This is a genomic window from Nitrosomonas communis, assembly GCF_001007935.1.
Lineage (GTDB): Bacteria > Pseudomonadota > Gammaproteobacteria > Burkholderiales > Nitrosomonadaceae > Nitrosomonas > Nitrosomonas communis.
Map to the genome: position 1 here is coordinate 1275478 of NZ_CP011451.1, position 20704 is coordinate 1296181.

The window sequence follows — 20704 nt, forward strand, 5'->3', positions numbered from 1 at the left end:
TATCGATTTTATATTATTTATTTGGAATTCATTCTTTCTCATTATGCATGTAGTTTTTGTAAGTTATAGGCTTGCAACTCGCGCATTTCAGCGATACCAATACATGCTGCACGAGCTCCAGCCATAGTCGTGTAATAGGTCACTCTTGCTTGTAACGCAGCATGCCGGATCGAATATGAATCCTGAACTGCGCTGCGTTTATCGGAGACAGTATTAATAATGAGACAAATTTCTCCATTCTTGATCATATCCACGATATGCGGCCGACCCTCTGCAACTTTATTTATTTTATTAACCACTAAGCCAGCCTCAGCTATCGCTTCAGCAGTACCATGAGTGGCATAAATAGTGAATCCTAACTTTGCAAATTTTTGAGCAATACTGACAGCCTCTGGTTTGTCACTGCGTCGCACGCTGATAAAAACTTTGCCAGTCATGGGTAACCGAACACCGGTAGCAAGTTGCGATTTAACGAATGCCTCTGCAAAAGTAGAGCCTACCCCCATGACTTCACCTGTAGATTTCATTTCAGGTCCCAATATAGTATCTACGCCAGAAAGTTTAGCAAAAGGGAAAACCGCTTCTTTTACTGAAAAATAAGAGGGTTTGACCTCATGTAAAATACCTTGATCGGCTATTTTCTTACCAACCATGCAACGCGCAGCAATTTTTGCTAACTGAAGGCCAGTTGCCTTAGAGACAAAGGGAACCGTACGAGATGCTCTGGGATTGACCTCTAATACGTATACAGTCTCATTCTGGATAGCAAACTGTACATTCATTAATCCTTTCACATTGAGCGCACGAGCCATGATGCCGGTTTGTCGGCGCAGTTCATCTTGCATGACCGAAGAGAGAGTAAAGGGAGGTAGAGAACAAGCAGAGTCTCCTGAATGGACACCTGCCTGCTCAATATGTTCCATTATTCCACCAATTAAAACGGTTTCTCCATCAAATATTGCATCGATATCCACTTCAGTTGCATTGGTAAGAAAATTATCTAGCAGAACTGGTGAATCATTGGATACCTTGACGGCTTCACGCATATAGCGCTCGAGCTCACGCTGCTCATGAACAATTTCCATCGCACGACCGCCCAGCACATAGCTGGGACGAACAACTAAAGGATAACCAATGTCATTTGCTGCTGACAAGGCAGCCTCCGCACTGCGCACTGTACGGTTAGGTGGCTGTTTTAATCCTAATGTGTGAAGCATTGCTTGAAAGCGTTCACGATCTTCAGCACAATCGATCATATCTGGACTGGTACCGATAATAGGCACACCATTTGCTTCAAGTTCTCGCGCAAGCTTAAGAGGTGTTTGACCACCATATTGCACAATAACGCCCACCGGTTTTTCTATCGCAACAATTTCAAGCACATCCTCCAGTGTAAGGGGTTCAAAATACAATCGATCAGAAATATCATAATCTGTGGAGACCGTTTCTGGATTACAATTGATCATGATTGTTTCATATCCATCTTCACGTAGAGCAAGCGATGCGTGAACACAGCAATAATCAAATTCAATCCCTTGACCAATTCGATTAGGACCGCCGCCCAGCACAATAATTTTCTTGCTGTCACTGGGGTTTGCTTCACACTCTTCTTCATAAGTAGAATATAAATAACTCGTATAGGTAGCAAATTCTGCTGCACAGGTATCCACATGCTTGTAAACGGGACGTAAATTTTCTTGATGCCGGCGTGCTCGTACAGCTGCCTCAGTGGTATTGAGCAATTTGGCCAGCCGTCGATCAGAAAAACCACATCGCTTTAATTTACGCAGCGCCTGTAAATCGAGTGCATCTAACTTTTTGTCTCCAAGCGCTTCTTCTTTTCTAACTAAATCCTCAATTTGTGAGAGAAACCAAGGGTCAATGTGTGTAAGATGATGAATCTCATCAAATGAAATATTGCAACGGAATGCATCAGCAATATACCAGATACGTTCAGAACCAGGGTGTCCCAACTCAGTTTCAATCGTTTCGGTATTAGTAGTTTTTTCATCCAAACCATCTATACCCGTTTCCAATCCGCGCAATGCCTTTTGTAGGGATTCCTGAAAAGTGCGCCCCATAGCCATCACTTCTCCTACGGATTTCATCTGGGTAGTTAGACGATCATTGGCTTGAGGAAATTTTTCAAAAGCAAAGCGTGGAATCTTAGTGACCACATAATCAATGGTTGGCTCAAAAGAAGCAGGCGTCATCCCTCCGGTAATATCGTTACCAAGTTCATTGAGCGTATATCCGATCGCAAGCTTAGCAGCGATTTTAGCGATGGGAAACCCTGTCGCTTTGGACGCCAAAGCGGAAGAGCGTGAGACACGTGGATTCATTTCAATCACTAACATACGGCCATCTTGCGGATTGATGGCAAATTGCACATTCGAACCACCTGTCTCCACACCAATTTCACGCAATACCGCAATAGATGCATCTCGCATACACTGATACTCTTTGTCAGTAAGCGTTTGTGCCGGCGCAACTGTAATTGAGTCACCGGTATGAATACCCATTGGATCAAAATTCTCAATAGAGCATATTATAATGCAGTTGTCATTTTTATCGCGCACCACCTCCATTTCAAATTCTTTCCAGCCAATGACTGATTCTTCGATAAGGAGTTCCTTTGTTGGAGAAATATCCAGGCCACGCTCGCAAATTTCAATAAATTCTTCGCGGTTATATGCAATACCTCCTCCGCTGCCACCTAAAGTAAATGATGGCCGAATAATAGCAGGATAACCAATCATGGCCTGGACTTGCAATGCTTCTTCCAGACTATGCGCGACTGCAGAACGGGCTGAATTTAACCCAATTCGCGACATCGCTTCTTTAAATTTTTCCCGATCTTCAGCTTTATCAATGGCCTCACGGGACGCGCCAATAAGCTCCACGCCATATTTTTCGAGAACACCATGTTTCACTAAATCAAGCGCGCAATTTAGGGCTGTTTGCCCCCCCATTGTTGGCAATAAGGCATCAGGGCGCTCAATCTCAATAATTTTCTCAACCATTGTCCAGGTGATGGGTTCGATATAGGTGGCATCGGCCATTTCTGGATCAGTCATAATAGTGGCAGGGTTGGAATTAATCAGAACAATACGGTAACCTTCTTCACGCAAGGCTTTGCATGCCTGCACACCGGAGTAATCAAATTCGCAGGCCTGACCAATGACAATTGGCCCAGCTCCAATGATGAGAATGGATTTTAAGTCAGTACGTTTAGGCATATTCCTCTAACCAGGCAGTAAAACTGAATGTGATACAAGCTAGTATGACGCAAATTGGCTTTTTTTTCGCTGATTCATCTGATCGATAAAACGATCAAATAAATAATCCACATCGTTTGGACCAGGGCTCGCTTCTGGATGCCCTTGAAAAGTAAAAGCCATATTTTCAGCAAGTTCAAAACCTTGCAGACTATCATCAAATAGCGATCGATGGGTAACGCGTGCGTGGGATGGGAGCGTATTGATATCTACGGCGAATCCATGGTTCTGGCTTGTGATGATCACCCGACCACTATCCAGATCCTGGACAGGGTGATTTGCCCCATGGTGACCAAATTTCATTTTGATGGTTTTAGCGCCCACGGCAAGTGCAAGTATCTGGTGTCCTAGGCAAATACCAAAAAGTGGGATTTTTTCTTCCAGCAATTTCTGGGTCATCTTAATCGCATAATTACAGGGCTCTGGATCACCAGGCCCATTTGATAAGAATACACCATCGGGCTGCGAGGCTAGAATTTCATTCACCGGTGTTTGCGCTGGAAATACTGTTACCTTGCAATGACGCTGCACCAACTTCCTCAATATGTTGCGTTTGATCCCGAAGTCGAGCGCAGCAACATGGAAATGTGTTGTTGGTTGAATATGATATCCCACCCCCAACTTCCATTCCCCCTCTTTCCATTCGTACCTTTGATCACAGCTAACGACCTGCGCCAAATCCATGCCTGCTAACCCTGGGAATGTTCTAGCTTCCTGCAATGCTTCGGATTCATTGATCCTCCCAGCCATAATACAGCCGGCCTGAGCCCCTTTTTGCCTTAAAATACGTGTAAGCTTACGCGTATCAATCTCAGCAATAGCAATAACGTTATAATTCTTGAGAAAAGTAGGAAGTGATTCAGTTTTTCGCCAATTACTAGGAACGGGAGGCAAATCTCTCACTACCAAACCAGCAGCAAAGACTTTGTTGATATTTGAAGATTCTATATCCTCTAAATTAGTCCCAGTGTTACCAATGTGGGGATAAGTAAGAGTAATAATTTGGCGACAATATGAGGGATCAGTCAGAATTTCTTGATAACCTGTCATAGCTGTATTAAAAGCCACCTCACCAGTAGTTACCCCTTCAACACCGACAGAAATACCATGAAAAACGGTGCCATCTTCTAAAACGAGGATAGCACGTGGATGTTGTGACACAAAAAGACTCCTTATGGATCTGACCAGACTTAAAGACAGACGCAGACTCGTATATTGTCTACGTGCAAAATCTCTATAGATTATACGTGAGATAAAGTGCGTTTTCTATGAATAGCCAAGCATACTGCCAAACAAACAAAATTATAACATTATCAATAAAACACTTTATAGTTATTATCCATTATCTAACAGATCTAACCGGCTGTTGAAAAAACGCATTTGAGCAGTCGAGATCGGCAGAAGAGAGGTAAAAACAAGTGAAAAAGCAAAGTTATACTTGATCAATGAGCATTTTGAGCCAGTTTTTAACAGCGCAGCGGCAACGGAGCGAAGAGATATTTTTATCAGCCTGCTAATTCAGGTAGGATCAGATCGATTTGTTAACATAAAGAGAATAACATCCTTAGAGGATTAGAGGAGACTAAGTGATAAATAATATTGGCTTTATTGGCTTGGGTATCATGGGCAAGCCCATGGCAGGACATCTTATTCGAGGTGGGCATAAATTATTTCTACACTCTCGTAGCGGCGTACCTGAAGAACTTATCAAAGAAGGCGGTAAGCGTTGTGCCACACCCAAAGAAGTCACCCAAAATGCAGAAATTATTTTTCTGATGTTACCCGATGCGCCTGATGTTGAAAAAGTTTTATTTGGTCACAGTGGAATCGCTGATAATTTAAATGAACATCCTGCAAAAAAAATAATCGTGGATATGAGCTCTATCTCCCCTCTCCAAACCATAAAATTTGCGGATAGGATCAATCAGTTAGGTTGCGATTATGTGGATGCTCCTGTTTCGGGAGGAGAGGTCGGCGCGAAAAACGCTACACTCACCATTATGGTGGGAGCTGACGAAAGTGTATTTGAAAAAATAAAACCCATACTTGGTTTGATGGGACAAACCATCACGCTGATAGGGGCGAATGGCGCGGGTCAAATTTGCAAGGTGGCTAACCAGATTATAGTTGCGCTTACAATAGAAGCGGTAGGAGAGGCGCTCCTGTTTGCATCCAAGGCAGGTGCTGATCCTGCAAGAGTACGACAAGCTTTGCTCGGAGGGTTCGCTTGCTCACGTGTTCTTGAGGTTCATGGAGACCGTATGATCAAGCGTTCATTTGACCCAGGATTTCGGATCGAATTGCAACAAAAAGATCTTGCTATCGCTCTTTCATGCGCATCTGACTTAGGCGTCAGTTTACCCAATACAGCTATAACCCAATCGCTTTATAATGCATGTATTGCTCATGAAGGCGGCAAGTGGGATAACTCCGCCATTGTTTGCATACTTGAAAAATTAAGCAATCATCAAATAAAGAATTAATACCGATTTATGTCTCGCTCCGAATTAGTCAGTAAATTGCGCTCTTTCCTTCCTCGTGATGCTGTTTTATATGAAACGGAGGATTTAAAGCCGTACGAATGCGATGGCCTATCGGCATACCGGCAAACACCGATGATCGTTGCGCTCCCTCAAACAGAAGAAGAAGTGGCCAAAATTCTACAGATTTGCCATGCCACCCAAATTCCGGTAGTTGCACGTGGCGCAGGAACAGGCCTATCGGGTGGCGCGCTGCCTCATAATGAAGGTATTCTGCTATCGCTTGCCAAATTGAAACGAATACTTGAAATCGATCCAATAGCACGCACGGCACGCGTACAACCGGGGGTAAGGAATTTGGCGATTAGCGAAGCAGTTGCGCCATACAGTTTGTATTACGCGCCTGATCCTTCATCACAAATAGCTTGCACGATTGGTGGCAATGTAGCTGAGAATTCTGGCGGAGTACATTGCCTGAAATATGGATTGACCGTTCATAATATTCTTAAGTTACGCGTACTCACCATGGAAGGTCAAGCAATCGAAATTGGGAGCAGTGCGCTCGATAGTCCCGGCTATGATTTGCTGGCCTTAATGACTGGCAGCGAGGGAATGCTAGGCATCATTACCGAGATCACGGTTAAGCTCACTCCAAAACCTGAAAAAGCACAGTTAGTAATGGCAGCATTTAATGATATTCAAAAAGCTGCAGACGCTGTGGCTAATATCATCAGTGCCGGAATTATTCCTGCCGGCATGGAGATGATGGATAAGATTACTATCCATGCTGTTGAGGATTTTTTGCATGCAGGCTATGATTTAGATGCTGCTGCTATCCTATTATGTGAAGCCGATGGCATGACAGAAGAGGTAGCAGATGAAATTCAAAAGATAAGCACCATCATGCAAGAGAGTGGCGCAATTAAAATCAGCATCTCACGCAATGAAACAGAGCGGCTTTGTTTTTGGGCAGGCCGCAAAGCTGCTTTTCCTGCTGCCGGCAGGGTATCCCCCGATTACTACTGTATGGATGGAACGATTCCTCGCAAGCGTTTAGCGCAAGTACTACATGATATTGAAACTCTTTCTGCTGAATATGGCTTGCGTTGCATGAATGTTTTCCATGCCGGCGATGGTAATTTACATCCATTAATACTTTATGATGCCAATCAACCTGGAGAATTAGAGAAAACTGAAGCTTTCGGCGCTAGAATATTGGAAATATGTATTGAGGCTGGCGGAACGATCACTGGAGAGCATGGCGTTGGAATAGAAAAGCTAGATCAAATGTGTCTTCAATTTAAATCTGCCGAACGAAACCTATTTCATGCGATCAAACATGCTTTTGATCCAGCCGGCTTACTCAATCCCGGGAAAGCGATTCCATCGCTCCATCGTTGCGCAGAATTAGGAGCCATGCATGTACATCGTAGCGAAAATAAATTTCCAACGATCCCTAGATTTTAATTAAGCAATAAACTGGGTAAATTCCTCCAAACTATATTATTTTTTTACTTTTATGCCAAAAGCAGTTGAACACTTTATTCATACTATCAATGCTGCGGTAAAAAACAAAAAACCGATTTATATCCGTGGCGGTAACAGCAAATATTTTTATGGTGGTCAGCTAACTAGTCAAACATACGAAATACTTGATGCCGCAGCATATTCTGGCATTGTCAATTACGAGCCGAGCGAACTTATCATAACCGCACGTGCAGGCACACGCTTGTCTGATCTTGAAGCAACATTATCCGAACATCATCAGATGCTGGCTTTTGAGCCGCCTCATTTTGATGAAAATGCCACATTAGGTGGCTGTATCGCCACCGGTCTTTCTGGACCCCGAAGAGCCTATACGGGAGCAGTTCGTGATTTTGTGCTCGGGGTACGCATGCTGGATGGCAAAGGGGATGATTTACATTTTGGCGGACAGGTCATGAAAAATGTGGCTGGTTATGATGTTTCACGTCTTGTAACCGGCGCGATGGGGACCTTGGGAGTTCTGCTGGAAGTTTCACTCAAGGTATTGCCGCTACCATCAATGGAAATAACGCTAGGCATGCAGATGACAAAACCCGAAGCAATTGACAAAATGCATCATTGGGCAAGCAAACCATTACCTATTTCTGCTACCTGTTTTTATAATGACCATCTTTTTGTAAGACTCTCTGGTGCCGAATCTGCGGTGCATGCCGCTCGCCTTAAACTGGGTGGAGAAGAAATTAAACAAGCCAAATCGTTCTGGCAATCCATACGCGAGCATACCCATCCTTTCTTTCATTCAGGAACGAGACTGTGGCGCTTATCACTCAAATCTTCTACCCCGAAGCTATCACTGCCAGGAGAACAATTATTAGAATGGGGGGGCGCATTGCGCTGGCTGGCGAGCGACGAAAATTTAAATGAAAATACTATTCGGGCGCAAGCAGAAGCAGCAGGTGGACATGCTACTTTGTTTTCTGGTAACAAATCCTCTGCACAGATTTTTCATCCCTTAACATCTTATATGATGACACTCCATAAACGCTTGAAACAAAAATTTGATCCTGCGGGAATATTTAACCCAGGACGAATGTATCCAGAGTACTAAAAAATGCAGACGAATCTTGCTGATTTTATTAAACATACCCCGGATGGCCAGGAAGCTGATGCGATATTGAGATCCTGTGTACATTGCGGTTTTTGCCTGGCCACATGCCCTACTTACCAGTTATTGGGCGATGAATTGGATAGCCCACGCGGTCGCATTTATTTGATGAAGCAAGTCTTGGAAGGGCAGCCAGCCACGCAGAAAACACAACAGCATCTGGATAGGTGCCTTACTTGCCGTGCTTGTGAAACAACCTGCCCTTCTGGCGTTCGATATGGTCGACTAATCGATATTGGGCGAGGTGTGATTCACAAAAAGGTAACACGCAGTACGCGCGAGAGAAGCATGCGCTATCTATTGAACAAAATCTTGCCTAATCGATCTTTATTTACCTCATTATTTAAAATAGGCCAATTTTTCCGCCCTTTAATTTTGGGCAAATTAAAAAAATCAATCCCTGCCAAGATTCCAAATAGCAGAAAGTGGCCCACAAAAAAACATCAACGAACTATGCTTGTACTCGATGGATGCGTGCAACCGGAGTTTTCTCCTAACATCAATATTGCTACTGCGCGCGTTCTCGATAAGCTTGGAATTTCGCTGATTACAGCGGAAAAAGCAGGCTGCTGTGGTGCGCTCTCTTATCATCTTGATGCTCAGCAAGACGGATTGAATTACATGCGTCGCAATATCGATGCTTGGTGGTCACTTATTGATGAAAAAAAGAACACACAGCCGATAGAAGCCATTGTGATAACAGCAAGTGGTTGCGGAGTCACTGTCAAGGATTATGGGCATTTACTACGCAACGATCCAGCTTATGCAGAAAAAGCCAAACAAATTTCAGCATTAACTAAAGATATCAGTGAAATATTAGCCGCAGAAACAGTTAATTTGGCTACTCTTCTTGAAAAATCTGGACAATATGACAAAACAAAGCTTGCGTTTCATTCTCCCTGCACACTTCAGCATGGCATGCAGATCCGGGGTGTCGTCGAAAAAATACTCGGCATGACTGGTTTTACACTTTGTGCGGTTAAAGATGCCCACCTTTGCTGTGGTTCTGCTGGCACTTACTCCATCCTTCAGCCAATATTGTCTCAACAATTGCTCAAAGAGAAATTAATCAATCTTACTGCCGAGAAACCAGATCAGCTTGTAACTGCAAATATTGGTTGCTTAATGCATCTACAAAGCGGTACATCATTACCCGTCAGGCACTGGATAGAAGTTTTGGATGATATATTAAGTAATCATTCTACCCAAAATCACAAATAATCTCCTTATGCTTTTATCGCAGTTTTGAACGGTATTTATATATCTTTTATTATCTTATTTTTATAATAGGGCGCCTCTAGAAATTCAGAATTCTAAATAAGACAGGCGAGAACTAAAAATGTTGGCGCAGCCTATAACTGTTAGGCAAGTAAACATTTTTTGTAAACAACGAAGTATTGTGACGAAACGGGAAAAGCAGGCAATCCGCGAAGCGGATGCTCGCAAATATGAATTTTTAGCGGCACCCAATATTCTTTCTTTGTAATCTATTTCTTATTAACCTCGTCACCGCATTCAGCAGTAGAGATAGGAATGCCGGATAATGAACAGCATTCCTATCACTGCCCATTCAACTCGTCCTACACCCCAAAATTTTCCTTACAATTTTTTCACATTCATTCAGGTAAAGTTTGTAATCTCAGCTCTAGTTATATAACGCAAATCGCAAGTTTATTATCATGAGATTAGCTTAGTAACTAAAATAATCTGAGTTAATCGAATCAATAACTATTTATTCAATAAAAATAAAATATTAGGAGCGATTTCAGTTTATTATTAAAAGTACCTATGATAAAGTTTTTGCGTGTATCAAAATAAATTTTTAAGCAATTTTATTTAGAGAGGAGAATTTCAGCATGAAAATAAAAACTGCTAATCTGATAATGATAATTTTTTCAATATCGCTTGCATTTGGCTTAATGGGCTGCCAACCGAGAGGAAAAATTGTAGATGCAAAGCAAGGCAATTCAGAAGTTCTCCAGAAAGATGAGAAGAAAGCCGAGGCAAAAGCCGAGCCTGATAAAACCGCAGATACTACAAAAGACACGCCTGAATCAATTCCAGATGAAAGTGATGAAGCTTCTAAAGAGACAATTATATCCGCTGATCAAACCATTGATACTATGCCAAACGAATCAATTGAATCTGAAGACCCTTTATCTGCATTCAGTAACGAAATTCCGCCACCAGCGAAAAAATCAGAACAGCACATTGAAAAGTATGAGGATTTGAGCGAAGTTGTCAAGGCAACTCCTGAATTAACTCGTAAAGTTCAACAGGCTCTAGCTGATGCTGGATTTAATCCCGGTGCAATTGATGGAAAAAGCGGGGCTAAAACTATCACTGCATTGAAAAACTTTCAGAAACAGAACAATATTACTATGGGCTATGGCCAGCTAACCAAAGAAACGCTGCAAAAGCTTGGCGTATCCTATCAATAGAAATTCATAACCAATACAGACCGGAAAGAGATAATTGCAGATTACTCTGAAAGCATCGCTCGAATAAGAAAATTTATTTATGATAAAAATCTATTTTCCGGTCTGTTTCCTTCATCCATTATTTATTGCCACTAGTAAATTTAGCATATAAATATAAATATGCTAAAAGTAGATTGTCAGATTTCTAAATAAATTCAGGAATTAGAAGAGTTAATATTTTTATTCTAAAATCATTGCTTTGGTTTATAAAATATACATGCTAGCATATCGCCACTTAGTAGAATAACAAATAGAATAGCGGTTTTATTTAAAGCATTTTTATCTATAGCTCTCACTAAGCTATATTGAGACTTTTTTCTTTTCACAAAAAAGAAATGATATTGCATCAAATTAACTAGAATAAGAAAAAGATAGTGTTCAAATTGTGAACAAGTTGAGAATTCCTAATTTATCGTGCGATAAAAATAAAATTGGTACTAAAAATAACGGAGAGAAATTAAATGGGCGTCCCTTTTTTACAAAAATACCGTGTAGGTAGTTATATATTAAAGCAGAAGCTTCAGGGTAATAAACGTTATCCTTTAGTACTAATGTTGGAGCCTTTATTTCAATGTAATCTGGCGTGCGCTGGTTGTGGCAAGATTGATTATCCAGATGATACCTTACGTCGCCGAATGAGCGTTCAAGAGTGTCTATCAGCTGTGGATGAATGTGGAGCACCAGTTGTTTCAATCGCTGGTGGAGAGCCACTCATCCATAAAGAAATGCCTCAAATTGTAGAGGGTATCATCGAGCGAAAAAAATTCGTCTATTTATGTACCAATGCATTATTGCTAGAAGATCGAATGGATGATTACCGCCCATCCCCTTATTTTACTTTTTCAATCCATCTTGATGGTAATAAAGAACGTCATGACGCATCTGTTTGTCGTGAAGGAGTTTATGATAAAGTCATTCCAGCTATTCAAAAAGCGCTCAAGCGCGGCTTCAGGGTCACGGTAAACTGCACACTTTTTCAAAATGAAACGGCAGAAGAAGTTGCAGCTTTTTTTGACACGGCTACTGAATTAGGAGTGGAAGGGATCAATGTATCCCCGGGGTTCAGTTATGAACATGCTCCACGTCAGGATGTATTTTTGCAACGATCGGTTAGCAAGCGACTTTTTCGAGCGATCTTTCAAGAAGGAAAAAAAAGAAAGCAACCATGGAGATTCAACCATTCCGGTCTTTATTTAGATTTCCTCGCAGGCAATCAGAATTATCAATGTACTGCATGGGGTAATCCCACACGCAACCTATTTGGATGGCAACGTCCTTGTTATTTATTGGTAGATGAAGGTTATGCAGCCAGCTTCCGTGAATTAATGGAGGAAACAGATTGGGATAAATACGGTGTAGGCAATAATCCGAAATGTGCTAATTGTATGGCTCACTGCGGATTTGAGCCAACTGCGATTAACGATACATTTGCTCATCCGCTTAAAGCAATGCGTGTAAGCCTGCGTGGGCCGCGTCTTGACGGCCCTATGGCACCCGACCCTTCTCAAAAGAACTTAACCTCCCTGAGAGAAAGTACCTCGTCGCAGAAGGAATTTCCAATACCCGTCACAGTTGAACAAACAACAAGTGCCCCAACCGCTTCATCAAGTAATCTAACTCGCTCTGATAGTTAGTATAGTAGAGCCTATTTTTAACCTATTATATAAAGGTACAAAGAACAATATTTACCTTGAATTAATTCCGTTAATTGAGATCAGACGATGATAGAGCTTGCTACGTTTCTAGCTTTTATAGGTACTTTTCTTTGGTGGATAATAGTGCTGGTTCCTTGGCAACCATGGGGTACACAAGAGTCTTTAGATACAATAAATGATGAAAAGCAATCATTGGATGAAATTACCGTGCTTATTCCTGCACGCAATGAAGGAGCATTTATTCAGCAAACATTAACAGCGCTCAGCACTCAAGGATTAAACCTACAAATCATCGTTATAGATGATCAATCAGATGATAATACTGCTGAGCAAGCACAGGAATGGGGAGCAACAGTATTATCCGGTACACCACTGCCCACTGGCTGGAGTGGAAAATTATGGGCTTTAGAACAAGGACTCAGTAAAGTTCGTACGCCTTATACATTATTACTGGACGCAGACATTACCCTTACACAAGGAATTATTGCTGCTTTACTCAAAAAAGCGCGTGTAGAGAATCTAGCTTTTGTATCTTTAATGGCACAACCCTCTCTTCACCATTTTATTGAGCGTTTATTGATGCCTGCCTTTGTGTTCTTCTTTAAATTGCTTTATCCCTTCCAGCTTGCTAATAAACCTGGCTCGCGAATTGCTGCTGCAGCTGGCGGGTGTATATTGGTCAAGACGAATGTGCTGCGAACAATAGGCGCATTTGACAGTTTACGTGATGCACTGATTGATGATTGTACGCTGGCATCCCGCATCAAGCATACTGGTTTGCTTACCTGGACCGGTCTCAGTCATTCTGCTTGCAGTCATCGAGTTTATGATGATATGAAAACAATTTGGAATATGGTGGCACGAACGGCTTATACACAATTACATTACTCTTCTTTATTACTTTTTGCTTGTACATTGATTATGGTAAGCATGTTCTGGTTTGCTCCATTTATATCTTTATTTCTTCCGTTAACTACTTATTTAATTATTACTGCCGTATTAACGTGGACTGCCATGATCATCGTTTATCTGCCCATTTTACGTTATTACCAATGCTCCTCGCTTTGGATAGCTGCACTTCCTCTTATCGGTACCTTGTTTTTACTGATGACATGGACGTCAGCATTCCGGTTCTGGCGTGGTGAGCGTGCTCAATGGAAAAATCGTCGATATGAGATCTCTGCTTGAATTTAGAAACCTCAAATATGTCTTAATTACGCTAATTTTATTGCCGCTGGTTGCTGTGACTAGCGCTCAGGATTTTCAATCTGACACCCCTGAATACGTCATCCATGGTTTACAGGAAACATTCATTCAGGCGATGAAAAAAGGGGATGAATTAGGCTATCGCGGACGCCTAGAGCTTATGACACCTATTATCAATCGCTCGCATGATATAGATACTATAATACGTTCAATACTAGGAGCTAATTGGAACAAGCTAGATGGGGAACAACAACAAAAAATCACTGAAACCTTCCGTAAGCTCAGTATTGCTACTTATGCTGAAAGATTTGATCACTATGAGGGGGAACGTTTTGAAGTTATAGAACGGCGCTCATTACCACGCGATCAGATATTAGTACGTAGTAAATTGATTCCGGCAGATGGTAATCCTATAAATTTTGATTATGTATTGCATCAGAGTAAAGACGGTTGGCGTATTATTAATATTCTCGTGGACGGTGTCAGTGATCTCGCCCTGAAGCGAGCTGAATATAATGCAATCTTAAAGCGTGATGGCTTCCAGGCCTTGATTTCAATGCTTGAACAAAAAATTCTTCAATCGGAGCACAATTAGCAAGGAAAATTCTTGTCTCCGCGAGAACACCCTGCAAGCATGTCACCTGGTTGGTTATTTATTCATCCCTTACCCTGGCTAAGCATTAATAGCAATTTGTACTGGACTTGAATTCAAGTAATAAATGCATATCCCACCAATTTTTCAGCATCTTTGCCTGATAATTCGCGGGATACCTCGTAAGGCGGCCTAAACCTCAAGCACTTTCTTGGCCTGCTGTTTAGTTTGAGGACAACCTTCAACACCTGCTGGGTAGTCACATCCAGCAGCCCCACTGCTTTGGGAAAGTACTGACGTAACAGCCCGTTGACGTGCTCATTCTGGCCACGCTCCCACGAGTAGCAGGGTTTGGCAAAATATGTTTCATTCAATAGTATCCGCTACCTGTTCATGCTTAGCAAACTCCTTGCCATTGTCAAAGGTAAGGGTATGCACCCAGTCCTTGAATACACCCAGCATATTGATGCCCCCAAGAATGCCGTTGGTCAGACGAGATTCAACAAAGTGGAATCATCCCACTCCAATAAGAAATGATCGTGTTAGCAAAAGTATGGAAAGCTGGAATGCCAGCTTGCTTGACTTCCTCGCACCACTGCGTGAGAAAAGCATGAGCACTGGGTTTCTCCGGCATACTCCATAGCTCATTGAACAGTATTTTGAGGCGGTAGGCCTCTCCCAAAGTAGGATAGAGGCGAAGCATGCTGGCTAATTGTTGCTGTTGTGTTTCTGAGAGCGACTGAGGGTTTTTTAGAAAAGTGTATTGGTGGCCTTTAAGGGCATCGTGTTCCTTGCGTTCAGCTTTGCGCACTGCATCCACTGCTTGATTGAGCAGTTTGACGATATGGATACAATCGAAGGGAATCTGTGCACCAGGGAAAGTAGCTTTGACGCCAGCAATGGAAGCAGGCGATAGCTCCATGCTGACCTGCTGAATTTGCTCTGCCCGAGCCCCTTTCGCTTGTAAATGCCTGCCAATGGCTTGCACAGCTTGTTTGCCTTTTCCTTTATTCGCATACATCACACGTTCACTTTCCATATCAACCCCCACTGTAACATAGAATGGCTGAATATCATCCAGATGTGTTGTAGATTGACTTGCATTAGCTCAGCAACATGATTGATCGGCATTTCCCGTTCAATCATCGCTAAAGTCAAAGCTTCAAACAACAAGGTAAAACCACTATTGGCGCCGCGTGCCCACGGCACCGCGACATTAACTACGTTACTTGACGAGGTTGTAATGCGGGCAACCGCGCAATGCAAATAACAAGCATGCTCAAAGAAGTTAAGGTGCTGCCATGTCTGCTCCACTGTGTCATAAACACAGCAAAGATTTCCTGACTCATCTGCAAATCGTGCTCCTACTACAAACCAATCTTTTGGTGTTATTCTTTTTGCTTTTATTCAGCATGAACAAACTTTATTTCTCTAACTTCCTAAGGAGGCTGAAGGCCTAAAGCCAAACTAAACAAGGTTTCCCTATTTATTACTTAATAATGCCATACCCACTAAAATTCATATAGAGCCCCATTAGCTCCATTGTCATTTTAATGGCTTTGGGTTTGTCTGTATGGCGTTGTTTGGCCTTCCTGTTCGCTTGCGTATGGCGATAACCGCGCATCTCTGTGTTCCGGCGCAAGTTCCCGACTAATGGTGGATTGAAAACGGTTCATATCCCGTGCAATCCGATTCTGCGAATCCCCATGTTTCAGACGCATTTCGATATAATTCCTCTCCGCAAGGGTAAGTTGTGCATAAGCCAATAAGGTCTCCTGTCAGTTGTATATCGGAATGCCTTTTATCATATCTTGCTCTTGACTGCCTCGGCTGGCAAGCATCCCGGTTTGATAAACGGGTTATGCACTTATAATACGAATTCATCACCTGGAAGCAGACAGAATTGTACAGCAGGTATCGAGACTATCTGCAGTCGAGAAAGCCGTCACCACCGCTGATTTTGTATCTGAAGAACAAGAAGAGAAACAACTATTACTTGTCGATGATATTTTGCCTTGGCTGTTGGACCTTTTTTACTGTCTGACACAGCCTCAACTGCAAGTGATCACTCGCTAGTTCAGCAACGATTAGCCTTGATTGAATTAGAAGAAGGGCTGGCACGCTTTGTCACAAAGAAGCCCGATCACCCCATTTTGCTTTCTGCCAATCAGTTGAGTTTATCCATCAACATGCTATGAGTTTAACTTAAGACAGGAAATGATCGTAACCACAGAGTATTACTTGATGATAGAGATATCGATTTAATCAAATTTTTGCCAGATGTGTTGAAATGTTTACAAACAGCGATTGAACCTGAACTTATCACGTGATAAGAACGGCCAGAAACGCTACGAAAATGATGGCTTGATGAAAAAGGTGCCTATCTGATCGCCATTTGTCCAAAAGATAACTAATGGTAATCAAGCATTACCACATTTTGTACGCGCTGCACAACAATTTTCTCCCTCAGCAAGCGGGACACCTCCCAATGTCCTCGAGGACGGGTCTGTGTTTTTAATTTTACCTGCGCAGATGCATACGTTCGGACCGAGTCTAAACGATAAAAAACTCATCTCCACAAGGCGCTCCTGCTCCCAATTTACCCGTTAACCTGTTGCTGCCTATGTTCGGCGGTCATGTACACATCTTTCCAGCGCATCAATCATTACTCCTGCGACGTTAAAGCCAGTCTGATTGGTGATTTCTTGCATTCCTGTGGGACTAGTAACATTGATTTCAGTCAATGAGTCACCGATCACATCAAGCCCTACCAATATCAATCCCTGCTCGTACAGTTGTGGACCTATAGTATTTGCAATCTCAAGATCGCGTTCAGATAATGGCTGAGCTATACCAATACCACCTGCAGCAAGATTGCCCCGCGTCTCGCCCGGTTTGGGTTTACGGGCGAGTGCGAAAGGGAGAGGCTTTCCAGCAATAAGTAAAATGCGTTTGTCACCTTGGCTGATCTCGGGTAGAAAACGCTGTGCCATAATAGTGCGCTTACTGTAATGCGTAAGCATTTCCAAAATCACGCTAATATTATGATCAGCGCTATGAACACGAAACACGCTAGCACCTCCCATTCCATCAAGTGGTTTTAACACGATATCTCCATGCTTATCGAGAAACTTCCGCAGCAGAGACTCTTGTCTGGTTACCAACGTGGCTGGAATAAATTGAGAAAATTTTGCAATGGCAAGCTTTTCATTATAATCTCGTATACTTTTTGGTCTGTTGACAATCAATGCACCCTGCTGCTCAGCAAGCTCCAATAGATAAGTGCTGTATACATACTCCATGTCAAAGGGTGGATCTTTACGCATTAATACGGCATCAAATTCTTGTAGTAGTATGTTCTTCGGAGGGCCTTCCTGATACCAACGGTGGTTTTGCTCCTTTTGATGCGTAAGTGTCAATTCTCGTGAAAATCCGGTTACTAAGCCTTCATTCAAGATAAGATCTCCTTGTTGCATGACAAACAATTGATGATCACGGCCAGCAGCTTCACGCATCATCACATAACTGGAATCTTTCTCTATTTTAATTGAATCAAGCTGATCTACGATGAAAGCAAATTTCATTGGAACTAACTCTGCAATGCTTCTAAAGAGGGGTCAGAAATATCTGCCAAATACCGCTCCAACTCTAGCGCAGCTGCCAATAATGCCAATCGAGCTACTACGCCATAAGCATAAAACCGATTTACCGCGGCATCTGGGAGCGCGGTGTGGTTAGGTAAAACACAGGAAGTGTTAAAAGCCAACGGGACAAAATGCATCCCTGGAGCATTCAGATTCTCGTCAGCTCCTCTACTAGTATGAACTCGATAAAATCCACCCACCACATAGCGGTCTATCATGTAGATCACAGGCTCCGCAACGGCATGATTGATGCTCTCGAAGGTATATACTCCTTCTTGTACCAATAAACGGGTGACTGGCAGGCCTTCTTTGATTTTAGTCATTTTGTTGCGCTGCTTACGATTAAGCTTATAGACATCTGCGCTATCTTTAACCGTCATAATACCCATGCCATAAGTACCGGAATCAGCTTTGACAATTACGAATGGCTTTTCTTTGACACCATATTGAGCATATTTCTCCTGCAGATCTTTCAATATCTCATCTACGGCAGCAGCAACGCATTCCTCACCTTTTTTCTCTCGAAAATCAATTTTGCCACAAGAGCTAAAATAAGGATTGATAAGCCATGGATCAATTCCGATTAATTCAGCAAATTCTTGGGCCACACTATCATAAGCAAAGAAATGCTGAGACTTTCTGCGCGTCGACCAACCTGCAGATAATGGCGGGATAACAATCTGCTCAAGATCCTTCAATATATCAGGAATACCACTAGAAAGATCGTTATTAAGCAGAACAGCACAGGGATCGAAATTGTCCACCCCCAACCTATTATTTGTGCGCTGTATCGGTTCCAAAACAAGAGTATTTCCATCTGGAAGAGAAATTGTGGTCGCACTGGTTATTTCCGGCATCAGAGAACCAATACGAACATGCATACCGGCATGCCGCATAATGTCTCGTAATACGGCAACATTCTGTAAGTAGAAGATATTGCGAGTATGGCTTTCCGGTATCAACAATATGCTATGTGCATCAGGACAAATTTTTTCAACGGCAGCCATCATCGCTTGAACACAGAGTGGTAAAAATTCTGGGTTAAGATTATTGAATCCACCCGGAAAGAGATTAGTATCAACCGGCGCGAGTTTAAAACCACTGTTACGCAAGTCGACCGAACAATAAAAAGGAATGCTGTAATTCTGCCATTTACCACGTAGCCAGTGCTCAATCGTAGGCATAGCTTCCAGAATACGTCTTTCCAGTTCAAGAATCGGACCACGTAATGCAGTGGTAAGATGAGGTACCGACATAGAGTAATTTATGTAATAAGAATAATTCATTATAGCATCTGAGGTCTTACAAACTAATTATTGCCATTGCACCGAGTTAGGTCAGCTCAGTCTTGTGTCTATTACGCCTGTATCAATATAGATTGACTACATAGTATTTGACTCGATAAAATAAGCTATTCATCGGAAGGATCGCCACAAGAGCTCAGTCAAACAGCGCCACCCTTTGTCGCAGGTAAAGACAACAGTTTTACCACGAAATTCTGGCAGATAAATAATATATATATTCCTCAGTCAAATATCGACGTCAACGAATTTGATCTAGCACTTTCAGTGACTTAACATATAAAAGAGCAGAATACTTGCTTGCCGCCTCCTCCAAGATGTGGCAGAATCCTTGTCTATCATGCATCAGCTTGCGTGAGACAACGGTCAGAATTTCCTTCATTAACGTTATCTAATAGAAAAAATGAAAGTATCCGAACAACCTTCGATTAGCTCAATCGAACAGTCTATTCAGTCCAGTATTGTCGCCGAGACCATGTCAGCTGGCGGGAGTGCGACTCCGCCTAAAACAAGTAATTCACCTATCATCGATAGCGTTCCTCCGGTACAGATGGGACGTGACCTTGTCGAGGATGCAGTTAAAAAAAGCAAGTTTAACGTTTCTCAGATATTGGTGCGGGGATTTTTGTGTACACCCTTTCTCGCCTATGCCACGGCATTGTCTGCATTGTTGGTTGCGCAAGGGTGGCCAACAGCAGCTGCTGGCCTACTTTTCCCGGTTGGTTATATCATGCTGGCGATGCTTGGCCTTGAGATGGCCACAGGAAGCTTTTCCGTCATGCCTATGGCCCTGCTTGCAGGCAAAATTAAATTGCCAAGTGTGATTCGTAACTGGACATGGACTTTCCTGGCTAATCTAGCTGGCGGTATTTTCTTTGCTTGGTTGCTTTGGTTTGCATTGACCAAGGGGGGCGCAGGCGAAATTCCTCCCGTATTAACCACATTAGCTCATCTCGCAGAAAAGAAAGCTTCTTATTCAGGATACGGTTTAACCGGCTGGTTTGCAGCCATTGGCATGGGTGTGTTATGTAACTGGTTAGTCAGCCTCGGTCCGGTTTTTTCGAAAGCATCACGTAGTGTTTCGGGCAAGGTGATGTTAATCTGGTTACCAATAGCAACCTTTTTTGCACTTGGTTTTGAGCATGCTGTCGTGAATATGTTTGTCTTTCCAGTAGGAATTCTATCTGGAGCGGATGTTACCGTTTCGCAATGGTGGTTATGGAATCAAATTCCAGTAACGATAGGTAACATTATAGGCGCAGTAATATTTAACTCATTGTTGTGGTACCGTACGCACAGCGCATAAAACACAACCTAAGACAAGTAGTAATGCGCGATCACAACCAGTTAATTTCCTAAATAACCTCAGATATCATATATGAAGACGGGCGTAACCTGATGTAAGTCTTGACCATGCT

Annotated in this window: 18 protein-coding genes; 10 read left to right on the forward strand and 8 right to left on the reverse strand. The window is 42.5% G+C overall.

Going from position 1 to position 20704, the window contains the following annotated elements:
* Positions 1-41 precede the first annotated feature (41 nt).
* Complete coding sequence (gene carB / locus AAW31_RS05795) at positions 42-3239, reverse strand: carbamoyl-phosphate synthase large subunit (protein ID WP_046849520.1); 3198 nt, start codon at positions 3237-3239, stop codon at positions 42-44.
* Positions 3240-3278: 39 nt separating this feature from the next.
* The gene (gene carA / locus AAW31_RS05800) at positions 3279-4439 is read right to left on the reverse strand and encodes a glutamine-hydrolyzing carbamoyl-phosphate synthase small subunit (protein ID WP_046849521.1); all 1161 of its coding nucleotides are present in this window, start codon (positions 4437-4439) and stop codon (positions 3279-3281) included.
* Between the two features lie 425 nt (positions 4440-4864).
* Between carA and AAW31_RS05805 the strand changes: the two genes are divergently transcribed.
* From AAW31_RS05805 to AAW31_RS05840, 8 genes are all read left to right on the forward strand, one after another.
* Positions 4865-5761 carry a 2-hydroxy-3-oxopropionate reductase gene (locus AAW31_RS05805; RefSeq protein WP_309567526.1) on the forward strand — a complete coding sequence of 299 codons (897 nt, stop codon included), beginning with the start codon at positions 4865-4867 and terminating at the stop codon, positions 5759-5761.
* Positions 5762-5770: 9 nt separating this feature from the next.
* Complete coding sequence (locus AAW31_RS05810) at positions 5771-7225, forward strand: FAD-linked oxidase C-terminal domain-containing protein (protein ID WP_046849522.1); 1455 nt, start codon at positions 5771-5773, stop codon at positions 7223-7225.
* A gap of 52 nt (positions 7226-7277) precedes the next feature.
* Positions 7278-8351: a glycolate oxidase subunit GlcE gene (gene glcE / locus AAW31_RS05815; protein WP_046849523.1), complete on the forward strand. Its 1074-nt coding sequence runs from the start codon at positions 7278-7280 to the stop codon at positions 8349-8351.
* A 3-nt stretch (positions 8352-8354) separates the two neighbouring features.
* Positions 8355-9629 (forward strand): glycolate oxidase subunit GlcF, encoded by a 1275-nt coding sequence (gene glcF, locus AAW31_RS05820; RefSeq protein WP_046849524.1) that lies wholly within the window; start codon positions 8355-8357, stop codon positions 9627-9629.
* A gap of 635 nt (positions 9630-10264) precedes the next feature.
* The gene (locus AAW31_RS18820) at positions 10265-10849 is read left to right on the forward strand and encodes a peptidoglycan-binding domain-containing protein (RefSeq protein ID WP_052752105.1); all 585 of its coding nucleotides are present in this window, start codon (positions 10265-10267) and stop codon (positions 10847-10849) included.
* Positions 10850-11349: 500 nt separating this feature from the next.
* Positions 11350-12522 carry an adenosyl-hopene transferase HpnH gene (gene hpnH, locus AAW31_RS05830; RefSeq protein ID WP_046849525.1) on the forward strand — a complete coding sequence of 391 codons (1173 nt, stop codon included), beginning with the start codon at positions 11350-11352 and terminating at the stop codon, positions 12520-12522.
* An 87-nt stretch (positions 12523-12609) separates the two neighbouring features.
* Positions 12610-13731 carry a glycosyltransferase gene (locus AAW31_RS05835; RefSeq protein WP_046849526.1) on the forward strand — a complete coding sequence of 374 codons (1122 nt, stop codon included), beginning with the start codon at positions 12610-12612 and terminating at the stop codon, positions 13729-13731.
* Complete coding sequence (locus tag AAW31_RS05840) at positions 13691-14344, forward strand: HpnM family protein (protein WP_235264503.1); 654 nt, start codon at positions 13691-13693, stop codon at positions 14342-14344. Before AAW31_RS05835 ends, AAW31_RS05840 begins: the two co-directional genes overlap by 41 nt.
* A gap of 113 nt (positions 14345-14457) precedes the next feature.
* Here AAW31_RS05840 and AAW31_RS05845 read toward each other — a convergent pair whose 3' ends face one another.
* The 4 genes from AAW31_RS05845 to AAW31_RS05855 all read right to left on the reverse strand — a co-directional run bounded on the left by AAW31_RS05845 (position 14458) and on the right by AAW31_RS05855 (position 16107).
* The gene (locus tag AAW31_RS05845) at positions 14458-14715 is read right to left on the reverse strand and encodes a hypothetical protein (protein ID WP_082110349.1); all 258 of its coding nucleotides are present in this window, start codon (positions 14713-14715) and stop codon (positions 14458-14460) included.
* 125 nt (positions 14716-14840) lie between these two features.
* Complete coding sequence (locus AAW31_RS21815; protein ID WP_200899721.1) at positions 14841-15380, reverse strand: transposase; 540 nt, start codon at positions 15378-15380, stop codon at positions 14841-14843.
* A complete protein-coding gene (locus tag AAW31_RS21820; RefSeq protein ID WP_052752107.1) occupies positions 15362-15655 on the reverse strand; it encodes an ISL3 family transposase in 294 nt (97 codons plus the stop codon). The genes AAW31_RS21815 and AAW31_RS21820 overlap by 19 nt, the downstream gene beginning before the upstream one ends.
* Positions 15656-15891: 236 nt before the next feature.
* Positions 15892-16107 carry a helix-turn-helix domain-containing protein gene (locus AAW31_RS05855; RefSeq protein WP_046849527.1) on the reverse strand — a complete coding sequence of 72 codons (216 nt, stop codon included), beginning with the start codon at positions 16105-16107 and terminating at the stop codon, positions 15892-15894.
* A gap of 249 nt (positions 16108-16356) precedes the next feature.
* Between AAW31_RS05855 and AAW31_RS05860 the strand changes: the two genes are divergently transcribed.
* Entirely contained in the window at positions 16357-16539 is a 183-nt protein-coding gene (locus tag AAW31_RS05860; protein ID WP_046849528.1) for a hypothetical protein, read from the forward strand.
* A 423-nt stretch (positions 16540-16962) separates the two neighbouring features.
* On the opposite strand, the gene gshB is transcribed toward AAW31_RS05860, so the two are convergent.
* Complete coding sequence (gshB, locus tag AAW31_RS05865; RefSeq protein ID WP_046849529.1) at positions 16963-17925, reverse strand: glutathione synthase; 963 nt, start codon at positions 17923-17925, stop codon at positions 16963-16965.
* Positions 17926-17930: 5 nt separating this feature from the next.
* Positions 17931-19241 (reverse strand): glutamate--cysteine ligase, encoded by a 1311-nt coding sequence (gene gshA, locus AAW31_RS05870; RefSeq protein ID WP_046849530.1) that lies wholly within the window; start codon positions 19239-19241, stop codon positions 17931-17933.
* 448 nt (positions 19242-19689) lie between these two features.
* Here gshA and AAW31_RS05875 point away from each other — a divergent pair, with 448 nt between their 5' ends.
* Positions 19690-20592: a formate/nitrite transporter family protein gene (locus tag AAW31_RS05875; RefSeq protein ID WP_082110350.1), complete on the forward strand. Its 903-nt coding sequence runs from the start codon at positions 19690-19692 to the stop codon at positions 20590-20592.
* The last annotated feature ends 112 nt before the right edge of the window (positions 20593-20704 follow it).

What these genes read in the sequence shown, in the direction of transcription:
- carB (WP_046849520.1), bottom strand. Translation starts at nt 3,239, where the DNA reads ATGCCTAAACGTACTGACTTAAAATCCATTCTCATCATTGGAGCTGGG.
- AAW31_RS05810 (WP_046849522.1), top strand. Translation starts at nt 5,771, where the DNA reads ATGTCTCGCTCCGAATTAGTCAGTAAATTGCGCTCTTTCCTTCCTCGT.
- glcE (WP_046849523.1), top strand. Translation starts at nt 7,278, where the DNA reads ATGCCAAAAGCAGTTGAACACTTTATTCATACTATCAATGCTGCGGTA.
- glcF (WP_046849524.1), top strand. Translation starts at nt 8,355, where the DNA reads ATGCAGACGAATCTTGCTGATTTTATTAAACATACCCCGGATGGCCAG.
- AAW31_RS18820 (WP_052752105.1), top strand. Translation starts at nt 10,265, where the DNA reads ATGAAAATAAAAACTGCTAATCTGATAATGATAATTTTTTCAATATCG.
- hpnH (WP_046849525.1), top strand. Translation starts at nt 11,350, where the DNA reads ATGGGCGTCCCTTTTTTACAAAAATACCGTGTAGGTAGTTATATATTA.
- AAW31_RS05835 (WP_046849526.1), top strand. Translation starts at nt 12,610, where the DNA reads ATGATAGAGCTTGCTACGTTTCTAGCTTTTATAGGTACTTTTCTTTGG.
- AAW31_RS21815 (WP_200899721.1), bottom strand. Translation starts at nt 15,380, where the DNA reads ATGGAAAGTGAACGTGTGATGTATGCGAATAAAGGAAAAGGCAAACAA.
- gshB (WP_046849529.1), bottom strand. Translation starts at nt 17,925, where the DNA reads ATGAAATTTGCTTTCATCGTAGATCAGCTTGATTCAATTAAAATAGAG.
- gshA (WP_046849530.1), bottom strand. Translation starts at nt 19,241, where the DNA reads ATGTCGGTACCTCATCTTACCACTGCATTACGTGGTCCGATTCTTGAA.
- AAW31_RS05875 (WP_082110350.1), top strand. Translation starts at nt 19,690, where the DNA reads ATGAAAGTATCCGAACAACCTTCGATTAGCTCAATCGAACAGTCTATT.